This window comes from Sphingobacterium sp. UBA5639, assembly GCF_002421245.1.
GTDB classification, from domain to species: Bacteria; Bacteroidota; Bacteroidia; order Sphingobacteriales; family Sphingobacteriaceae; genus Sphingobacterium; species Sphingobacterium multivorum.
This window is the reverse complement of record NZ_DIJR01000011.1, coordinates 108361-117687: the sequence shown is the minus strand read 5'-3', so window position 1 is coordinate 117687 and position 9327 is coordinate 108361. Positions and strand designations below refer to the sequence as shown.

14 protein-coding genes are annotated in these 9327 nt (G+C 36.1%); 10 read left to right on the top strand and 4 right to left on the bottom strand.

Annotated features, from left to right (window positions below; all coding sequences use genetic code 11):
• The first annotated feature begins 45 nt into the window (after positions 1-45).
• The 3 genes from B4Z90_RS08385 to B4Z90_RS08380 are packed head-to-tail and all read left to right on the top strand — an operon-like array spanning position 46 to position 2303.
• Complete coding sequence (locus B4Z90_RS08385; RefSeq protein WP_286801923.1) at positions 46-780, top strand: hypothetical protein; 735 nt, start codon at positions 46-48, stop codon at positions 778-780.
• Positions 781-810: 30 nt separating this feature from the next.
• Positions 811-1140, top strand: a complete 330-nt coding sequence (locus B4Z90_RS25175; RefSeq protein WP_376746125.1) for an HNH endonuclease — start codon at positions 811-813, stop codon at positions 1138-1140.
• 50 nt (positions 1141-1190) lie between these two features.
• Positions 1191-2303 carry a RelA/SpoT domain-containing protein gene (locus tag B4Z90_RS08380; RefSeq protein ID WP_286801922.1) on the top strand — a complete coding sequence of 371 codons (1113 nt, stop codon included), beginning with the start codon at positions 1191-1193 and terminating at the stop codon, positions 2301-2303.
• 17 nt (positions 2304-2320) lie between these two features.
• On the opposite strand, the gene B4Z90_RS08375 is transcribed toward B4Z90_RS08380, so the two are convergent.
• Entirely contained in the window at positions 2321-2743 is a 423-nt protein-coding gene (locus B4Z90_RS08375; RefSeq protein ID WP_286801921.1) for a hypothetical protein, read from the bottom strand.
• Positions 2744-2746: 3 nt separating this feature from the next.
• On the bottom strand, positions 2747-3016 hold the full coding sequence (locus B4Z90_RS08370) for a hypothetical protein (RefSeq protein ID WP_286801920.1): 270 nt from the start codon (positions 3014-3016) through the stop codon (positions 2747-2749).
• A gap of 33 nt (positions 3017-3049) precedes the next feature.
• Between B4Z90_RS08370 and B4Z90_RS08365 the strand changes: the two genes are divergently transcribed.
• The gene (locus B4Z90_RS08365; RefSeq protein ID WP_286801919.1) at positions 3050-3736 is read left to right on the top strand and encodes an SOS response-associated peptidase; all 687 of its coding nucleotides are present in this window, start codon (positions 3050-3052) and stop codon (positions 3734-3736) included.
• On the opposite strand, the gene B4Z90_RS08360 is transcribed toward B4Z90_RS08365, so the two are convergent.
• Positions 3729-3917: a hypothetical protein gene (locus tag B4Z90_RS08360; RefSeq protein WP_286801917.1), complete on the bottom strand. Its 189-nt coding sequence runs from the start codon at positions 3915-3917 to the stop codon at positions 3729-3731. The two genes, B4Z90_RS08365 and B4Z90_RS08360, sit on opposite strands and share 8 nt — an antisense overlap.
• 132 nt (positions 3918-4049) lie before the next feature.
• Between B4Z90_RS08360 and B4Z90_RS08355 the strand changes: the two genes are divergently transcribed.
• Positions 4050-4442, top strand: coding sequence for a hypothetical protein (locus tag B4Z90_RS08355; protein ID WP_286801916.1), 393 nt, complete (start codon positions 4050-4052; stop codon positions 4440-4442).
• Positions 4429-4653: a hypothetical protein gene (locus B4Z90_RS08350; RefSeq protein ID WP_286801915.1), complete on the top strand. Its 225-nt coding sequence runs from the start codon at positions 4429-4431 to the stop codon at positions 4651-4653. Before B4Z90_RS08355 ends, B4Z90_RS08350 begins: the two co-directional genes overlap by 14 nt.
• A gap of 527 nt (positions 4654-5180) precedes the next feature.
• On the opposite strand, the gene B4Z90_RS08345 is transcribed toward B4Z90_RS08350, so the two are convergent.
• Entirely contained in the window at positions 5181-5471 is a 291-nt protein-coding gene (locus tag B4Z90_RS08345) for a hypothetical protein (protein WP_286801914.1), read from the bottom strand.
• 196 nt (positions 5472-5667) lie between these two features.
• Between B4Z90_RS08345 and B4Z90_RS08340 the strand changes: the two genes are divergently transcribed.
• The 4 genes from B4Z90_RS08340 (at position 5668) to B4Z90_RS08330 (ending at position 9153) form a co-directional block, all read left to right on the top strand.
• Positions 5668-5844, top strand: a complete 177-nt coding sequence (locus B4Z90_RS08340) for a hypothetical protein (protein ID WP_286801913.1) — start codon at positions 5668-5670, stop codon at positions 5842-5844.
• Between the two features lie 128 nt (positions 5845-5972).
• The gene (locus tag B4Z90_RS25170) at positions 5973-6149 is read left to right on the top strand and encodes a helix-turn-helix domain-containing protein (RefSeq protein ID WP_376746124.1); all 177 of its coding nucleotides are present in this window, start codon (positions 5973-5975) and stop codon (positions 6147-6149) included.
• A gap of 4 nt (positions 6150-6153) precedes the next feature.
• On the top strand, positions 6154-6417 hold the full coding sequence (locus B4Z90_RS08335) for a helix-turn-helix domain-containing protein (RefSeq protein WP_286801911.1): 264 nt from the start codon (positions 6154-6156) through the stop codon (positions 6415-6417).
• 132 nt (positions 6418-6549) lie between these two features.
• A complete protein-coding gene (locus B4Z90_RS08330; RefSeq protein ID WP_286801909.1) occupies positions 6550-9153 on the top strand; it encodes a bifunctional DNA primase/polymerase in 2604 nt (867 codons plus the stop codon).
• Positions 9154-9327 lie beyond the last annotated feature (174 nt).

Below are 9327 nucleotides of genomic sequence, written 5' to 3'. Positions count from 1 at the left end.
TCAATATCACCATTATATCCAATTAACAATTAGCCAAAGTATTTTATGGAATTATTACAACCTTCTAATTTTAAGGATTTATTTGATATTATAACATCTATTATAACCGGGCTTGTAGCATTGGTAGGAGTATACTATGCTGTCCAAACTTATTTTATTGCTAAAGAAGCTAAAGATGAATGGAAAAAAGAGAAAATATTTGATATCGATTTGGAAGGTTATTCATTCACTTTAGATGCGATGAAAGCTCTAGAGGATCTAAGATTAGATCAGTACAACCCTGAATTGGTTAAAGAACATAGTAAGCAAATTTTAACAGATATTTTTACCACAGGAGAGACAGGGGTATATAAATCATATATAAATTTTTTTTCATATGGAAAATACTACAATGACTTAAAACCAAAATTATTCGAAATTCGTAAAACAGCGTTGAAAATTTTCAATCAATCAGATGATGAAGAACTTATTGATTTCTTCGACAACTATATATCTTTCGAAGCAAACATATTTTCTATTCATCATAATTATCATGTGTCTATAATTAATAAATTTGTAGATGACTATGGTTATAATGGAATTGCCAAAGAATCTTCAGCGCCAAATATTTACTTCCGAGCAATAAAAAAAGAAAGTCCAGACGTTGATGATTTTGAAATTCACAAATTACTTTATGAAAAGTTCTTTCTTTTAAAAGATGGAGATTGGCTTGAATCAATGAAATCGAAACAAGTATCTTTTTACTTTAGAAAGTTTAAGAGAAATAATAAAAGGCGCTGACTAACCAGCGCCTTTCAACTTCACCACAGTATTTTCTTTCGCTGTCACCGCTGCCGATCCCTCAGCCTTAGTCCTGACAATCTCACCAAACAACAAAGAGAAGCGCTCCGACTAAAGTATTCGGGGCGCTGCGCTTATTGCGGATGCGAACTAAGCCAAAGATGGGCCGCTGATCATATTGAACCCCTTGTTCGCGATTGGGTAAATGGTGGATGCCAATACCCTGAACGAGATTGTTTTGAAAACCTAACCCCTGCCTGTATGTCCTGTAATACCATCAAAGGCTCTTTGAGTCTGGAAAGCATAGAGACAGCACACAATACAAGTTTGCAAAGCGTTATGGGTTGGTCCAGGAGATAGAAATACCTGTTAAATTTTATTTTGAAAATTAAATCTAAAAAAATATATTCGTGGAAAACCTATCAATTATGGCTTATACTCCTATTCCTACTGAATCAAAAACTAAGATTGATAAATCTGGAAAGTTTCTTACATCTTACCGTCATGACACTTTAGATTTTGATGATTTCGATATGTTTTTAGATGCTATTGATTTGGCTAATAGGTGGAGAGCATGCCACGCGTACCCATTAAATACTTTTCAGGCTACTTTAAGAACAAAACTAAAATCATTCAAAGGTAATCCACTAGTTGCACAAAGACTTAAACGTATGCCGACTATTATTGATAAATTGGTGAGATATCCAAATATGCGATTGTCGCAGCTTCAAGACATAGCTGGGGTTAGAGCTATTCTAGCTGATATTAGTGATGTATATGCATTAGTAGATAAGTATGTAAAAAACCACAATTTCCCACATACTCATGTTGAACCAATTTTCGATTATATAAATAGACCAAGGAATGAAGATGGATATAGGAGTGTTCATTTAATTTACAAATACAATAATAAAAAATTCAAAAATTTTGATGGCTTAAAAATTGAGATTCAAATAAGAACAAAATTACAGCACATATGGGCAACAGCAGTAGAAACTGTAGGTAGTATTATTGGACAACAACTGAAATCTCGTCAAGGCGAAGAAAATTGGTTGGATTTTTTTGCTTTAGTTTCTTCAGCATTTGCTATTACAGAAAATACACCTAAAGTTCCTAGATTTGCACACTTATCTACAGCTGAAACTTATCAAGAAATAGCCAGACTGGAGAGAGAAATTGGAGTTTTAGATAAAATTAGAGGCTTCAATTCTGTCATTAATTTTGGCCATTCTGGTACTGGCTATTCACACCATTTAATAATAATAGATAAATATGAAAATAAAAGTGAAGTCATTGCCTATGATAGAGATAGCTATCAAAAAGCTCTTAATGATTATGCCGAGTACGAGTCAAATGCTTCCTCAATTTATGATGTAGTATTAGTATCAGCTGGCCCATTAGAGGCTTTAAAGAAAGCATATCCGAATTTATTTCTTGACCTCTCTGTTTTTATAGGGTTATTAACAAAAATGGTAGATGAAGGAGGATTATACTTAGATTTTGCTGAATTTGCAACTACTTAAAAGCCTAGACTAACAATCTAGGCTTTTACTATTGGATCAACCCAATAAATCTTATGATCAGTCAAATTAAGCACATCCATTGGTGAAACGTGACATTCGATAATATCTTCTAATCCATCACCGAGAACATACTTCAGGGCTTCTGCAGACTCGACAGATCCCTCCAATATAGTTCCTTCATCGAGCACATATAAATCAGATGTAATCATATTGACTTTGTTTTTAGTAATCCACTCCCTAAGCTTATCTTTGGTCATTAGGACAACTCTTTCTCCAGCCTCCTTGGCTTCTCTTATCTCTTCATCTGCAACGTCTGGAAATTCTTTCCTTACAGTCGCTTCGTATAAATCCCATTTTCCTGTGCGGATAGCTTCGTTTCTTAAATAAAGCTTTCGGCCGTACTCTCCGACTTCGTTAAAGTATTGTTGCAATGTTTTCATAATCTAAAATTCTATAAATACGCTTCCAAATAGGTCCTCATCACGTATATTGTTCAATGCATCTTCAATAACTAAAATATTCGGTTCTTGGAATGGCACGGCCGTGACACCTTCACAATCCAAAGCAACCAGCCAATCCATAACATTAGGTACCGCGATAGCCTTCCATGTGACATTACTGTTGTCTTCACAATCGGCTGGGGCAATAAGGACATTGTACCCTTTGCTCTGAAGTTCTTTCAATACCGAATGACTAACCTTTGCAAATCGCATTTTATTTGTACTTTTAAGTAAATATAAGAAATTATGTGTTACCATACTTCGACCCCGAGCACCAAGCAATTAGTAGACGCTTTACAAGGAAAAAACGTTCATTACCAAAATGAAGAGATATTCCATGTCAGCGGATTTACTCGGCCATACCTCCCTGTGACACTAAACGAGAGCCAAGACAGCATTGTTGCTGCACGATGGAAGCTTATCCCTTTTTGGGTAAAAACTGAAGATGATGCAGCCAAATACGCTAACACATTGAACGCCGAATCAGAATCTATTTTTGAAAAGGCTTCATATAAAAACTACATCGGCAAAACCCGTGGTCTACTCTACGTCAATGGCTTTTACGAACCTCATAAAGTTGCTGGTCAAAAAGAAACTGAAAACTATTACATATACACACCAACAAAGGAAATTTTCACTATCGGTGTTGTATATTCAAATTTCAAAGATTACGAGACTAACAATGTCTATCCGACCTTTTCAGTTATCACGACAGCTGCCAATCCCTTACTCGAGGAGATCCATAATGAGAAAAAGAGAATGCCATTAATCATACCTCCCGATCGTCGCGATGCCTGGCTAAACGCTAGCACCAAGGAAGACGTTCAGCAACTAATGATTCCTTATGAAGGTGAGCTTGGAGCGCATAAAGTTTTCCGTGTAACCGGAGCCAAAGGTGACACCAACCGTCCAGACATTCAGGACGCTATTTAAGCTTTTTTATTCTCTCCTTCACAACCCATTTTATAGCGGCTTCAAGTTCGTCAGGCCACTGCTTTAATCCTTCTTCAAGTATCTTTGCACCAGTCTCAATTCCAACATTTTGAGCCGCCAGTAACGCCGACTCCCTTACGTGATTTACATATCCTTCAGGTGGTTGTTTGCTTATTTCCATAATTCAAATTTAAAATTATTCTTGACAAAATACTAAAAATGTTAGTAATTTTACATCATGAAACCTCTTGAAGTCTATTGCCGAAATCGCGTAATTTACGTCCAAATGACTGTGCATGATAAAAGCATGGGCATGAAAGATTATCATCTTTACAACAAAAATGGTCTTGCTTTTTATGTTTTCAGGAAGTCTCAAGGGTTTTGGGAACTAGCATACGGTGAACTTGCCGACGATATAAAGGAAGCTTGTATCGACGCTCTTATACTTCGCTTTGATACTGATGTGCCTGAGCTATTCTATCACCAAGGCAAGCGCCAGATTGTGGAAGTTAGAGCGAAGAAATATAGCCTTTGGCATATCTACCTAAACAACTCCTATGTTGGCAGCATCGATTATGATAAGTATTCAAAGGCTTTTGATTATCATATTGAAGATAACAGCTTATTAACCGACGACCACGTTCAAAAGTACATTGGTATGATCCAACGTGGCGAATTAAAGTGGATAAAGGATGATATTCGATAACTTTGAAGTCGATGGTGAGCCACAGGTTTTGGAGATTACCTCACTCATGGGCGGCTATTTTCATGTGTACATCAATAGATACTTTATAACAAGTATTTCTTACACCACCGAAGGCTGGCGCGTTCATTTCAACAACAATTCATGGTTATCCCGGGATGAAGCGGATATAATGATTGAGATGATCGAATCAGGGGAAATTCCTACGTTATAAAAAAAGGCTGATCTCACGACCAGCCATAACTAAATTATAATTAAATCCGTACTGGACCGGGATATACATTGAAAAATGGCCAGGCCTTAAACCTGACCATACAAATAAATCAACCAACTGAACTGATAGACTTTGATGGATCGTCAATCAGTGGACAAAAGCAAAATACTCTTGGTTTGATAAAAATTAAAAAAGCCTTGAGTGGGGAACCCAAGGCTTTAGCCATTATTAACCTATATTTTTGAAAAGTATCTATAGTACAAATCTAATTCCACTTTTGTTTAAAAAAAAGGCCGAGACTGAGAATCTCGACCTAGACATGTTTTATAGTTACCTATTATTGAGAATTTGTATAACAAGTAATATTTAGAATTGTTTTGCTAAATAAAAAAACCTTGAGTCTGGGAGGGATCTCAAGGTTTGTTAAATACTACCTACTTAGAAAAGTACATATAATACAATATCGAATAACGTTTGGTTTTAATAAAATAAAAAAAGGCCGAGTTACAAAATCCTTCTTAACTTCCTCATTTTTTATAACTCTTTTGATCCCAAGCAATATATTGCACCAATGACTGTGATGCAGCCACTGCAGCTAAGTCTGTTACTAACAATAGACATTTAGCATTCGGTATATCCTGATGGAAATGAACGATTCCCTCACGCATCCATCTGTCAACGTTTGTTCTTCCGTATAGTTTATATGCTTTACTTTTGGCTATATAGCCAGGAACAATATTCGCTTGTACTAGCGCCTCTTGAGCACCTAATTTTGCAGCATCCTTAAGCATCGCCGCTAGTTTATAATCTAATTGCATATCAAACATTATTTTTTCAAAGATAATGGGAATTCAACACTCATTTTAATAACGCTTTTGCTATGGAGCGTTATGTGAGACAATAAATTCCTCCATACTTACCGCAGGGTATAGATGGGGGAATTTTGAGTCTATGCGGAACATATCTTTGTTATGTTGATTAAATAATAACACAAAATACTTAACACACTCAAAGATGCCAAATAAAGCAATAAGACAAAAAAACAACGAATTATTTCATCTTCTTGGTGTTTTATATTTAGAAGTAATACAAGGCAAAGCAGACCAAGAAGAAGCTAAGAAAAGACTAAAATATATCGATAAAAAACTGGCTAAAATTAAAAGTAAGCTTAGTAATACCAAATATTTATAACATTGATAATACTCTGCTGGAAAGTCCACGTTGTCCACAGAACGAATGACAACCACGACTATTTTCCTTCACCAACCCTTCAAGGTACTTTTGTCTTGTTGATTAAGTAATATTAAACGATAATAGAAATGAAAGAAAAAACTAAAAATTTGATTGACGATTCAGAATTATGCAGAATCCTGGATATTCACCGGACCACATTATACAAATGGCGCAAAAAGAATTGGATTCCATTTTATCAGATTGGAAGAAATATAAAATACGACTTAGACGAAGTATTAGCGTTTGCCAAAAGTTTAAACTAAACCTATGAATGACATTGTATCAAACCCATTCCAAACGCTCTATGATGCTATTTTGGAATTAAAGCAGGAAATAACAGATTTAAAGCAATTGAACTCCGCAATTGACGATCGTCTAATGTCTCGCCAGGAAGCTGCAGCATATTTAAAAGTACATGTTGACACTGTCACAAGACTTGCTAGCTCTGGTCAATTAAAAAAATCGAACATAGGTCGGAACCTGAAATTTAGAAAGTCGGACTTAGATCAATATTTAAATAACAACGCATAAAAAAAAAGCTACTTAATGCAGGTAGTAGCTTTTGGACAAATTCTTTATTTACAATCTATAACAGTGCTAAGATAAAGATTTATGTCCAATTATGCAAATTATTGAATAACAAATGGATATAACTCATGTATTATGCAGAACGGTAATGTAGAACATACACAAAAAAGCATTACATACACACAAAACAACCTTGACAATAACAATATTTCTCTATCAGATATTTGGCCCCAAATAAAACTTTTGTTGGCCGATGGTATATCTTTAATTCCCGTTCGAGATAAAGATCACGGGGATAAAAAAGCTAAATCGCCGTGTATGGTTTCTTGGAAGCCCCAACAGACCGAACGCATGACCGAAGCTGAGTTATGGGAAGCAATGAACCAATATGATACTACAGCTATCGGGGTTGTGTGTGGTGAAATATCAGGCCGTTTAGAGCTTATAGATATTGATAGCAAGTATAAGCCCGGTATAGAAGCCTTGCTATTAAAGGATTTTGAAAAATTGTATCCTGAGATATTTCCTAAATTACGTATTCATGCTACACCTTCAGGAGGTAGGCATGTTATGTACAGAATCGAAGATCATGACGTTGAAGGAAATTTAAAGCTCGCTGGACGTTTTGCGACCGATGATGAAGTAAAAGACCAAATAAAGGCCGGAAAGAAACGCCCAACCAAAACGGTGAACTTCTTGGAGACGCGTGGTGAAGGTGGTTATTTCTTATACCCTCCATCCCTTGGCTATTCTGTAGTTCAAGATGTGCCAATCCCAGTAATTACATGGGAAGAGCGTTGTGGTTTAATCAATTTATGTCGGACGTACAACGAAGTGGTTAAAGTGGCTCCTACACCGCAGCCAACAAAATCCCAAAACGACTATTATACAACCAATCCATTTGAGGATTTCAATAACCAGTGTGATCCGGTGCAGCTCATGGAATCGCAAGGTTGGAAGTTCCTTCGTGAAAATGCACGCTTTATTTGGTTTACACGTCCGGGTAAAGAGGATGGTGTTTCTGCAAGCTGGAACCATGAGAGACGTGTTTTCTTTGTTTTTACTAGCTCTACTGACCTTGACAGCAATCGCGGATACAATCCGGCATCTCTGCTTGCTGAGTTTGGATTTTCAGGGGATAAGAAAAAAGCATATAAGTATCTTGTTGACAACGGATATGGTAAAATAAAACCTGCTGTCGAAAAAAAGATTATTGCCCAAGCTGTAAATAAAAAGATCAATGGCCCAGCCAATCTTAGTGAAGGAGGTAAAAACGAAATCAATACAGGTATTCAGCAAAGTATTATTGCCCATCCTTTTGGTGAGTTTTGGAAAATAGATGACGGCATAAGCATCCATTTGAGCGATGTTATTTTTGTCCTCAAAGGGTTGGGATTTTGTGACCATTTAGGCAGACTATGCAAATTCAATTTTGACACCCGTATTGTGTCTAATTGCGAAGATGAACTAAATAACCTGATTGATAGTCTACGTGATTATGTGAAAATTGAAGATGGTAACCTGCTGGACGATATATTCAATGCTATCGAAGAAAAGCTAAGCACAAAAGTAAAGTATATTAGGAGCCGACTACCAAGGCTGGATATGAAATATATATTAGCTGACAAAGCAAGCGTAGCTTATAAATGCTACACTAATTGTATCCTGGCAATATCTGCCGATGGAGTCAAACAGTTGGATTATGAATGGCTAAAAGGTCAGGATCTATTTGTTTTTGATTCTCAGATACAGCAGCGAGAATATTATTTCGATCAACCCAGTTCCGACCTTTATAAAACTTATCTAACCAACGCCACTAGGTACACAGACCATGTGAAAAATTGCTTGGGCTACCTTGCCCACAAGAAAAAAGTAAAGGATAGAGCCTACCTTATAATATTGACGGAGGAAGTACCCAATATTAAAGACGGCGGAGGATCCGGAAAGAATGTATTTACAGGGTCTCTTAGCTGGACTACAACCGTGCATGAGGTTGATGGGGCTATAGTAAAAACTGACGAAAAGATGCTGCAGTCTTGGAACGGCCAAAATATTTTCGTTATGTCAGATCTTCGAAAGAATTTTTACTGGCCAATGCTTAAGAACCCTGTTTCTGATAACATGACTATCAAAAAGCTATACAAGGACGAAAGCAGTATACCATTCGAATTATCACCAAAGTTTGTTGCGTCTACTAATTTTTCTTATGATATATCCGACGGAGGGCTTAAGCGTAGAGCAAGGCCTATAGAGTTTACACCTTTTTACACAAAAAACGGCGGTGTCAAAAAAGTACACGGGAAAATGTTTCCTGACGATTTTACCGCAGAGGATTGGATGAGCTATGATGAAGTGATAATTGAATGTATCCAATATCATTTACAACAAGATGGACAGATCGACGAAGTTGTGTTGTCAGAAGGTGGGCAGTACAAACAATTAGTGTTAAAATATGGTGAGGACTTATTTGAGAGAATCAGTGACTTTACTGATGAACTAATCGACGATCGTCCGATGGGTTTCGTTAAAAATCTAAAAGATGAGATAGCATCATACCTTGATCAGTTCCAAAATCGGTTCCAAAAAATTTCATCTTTTTCAATTTACGAACTCATTTCCTATTTCGCAGAGAAAAAAGGATTTGAATTTTCCTACAATAAACGCAAAGGGATGAACAATCAAAAAAATGAAAAAAATTGGATATATGAGTTTATAGAGCAAGATTTTTTGGAACCTTAAGCTTCTTTTGGAACAATTTGGTTTTTTTTTGGAACCTAAAAACAGCCTTTAAATATGTTTAAAGCAATATTTTTAGGATGGTTCCAAAAAACCAAAGTATTTTCTTTAAAACTCAACAGAAAATAAAAAAAGAATGATGATTAAAATATACGCTAAAAACAGTGGGGTTAAAAA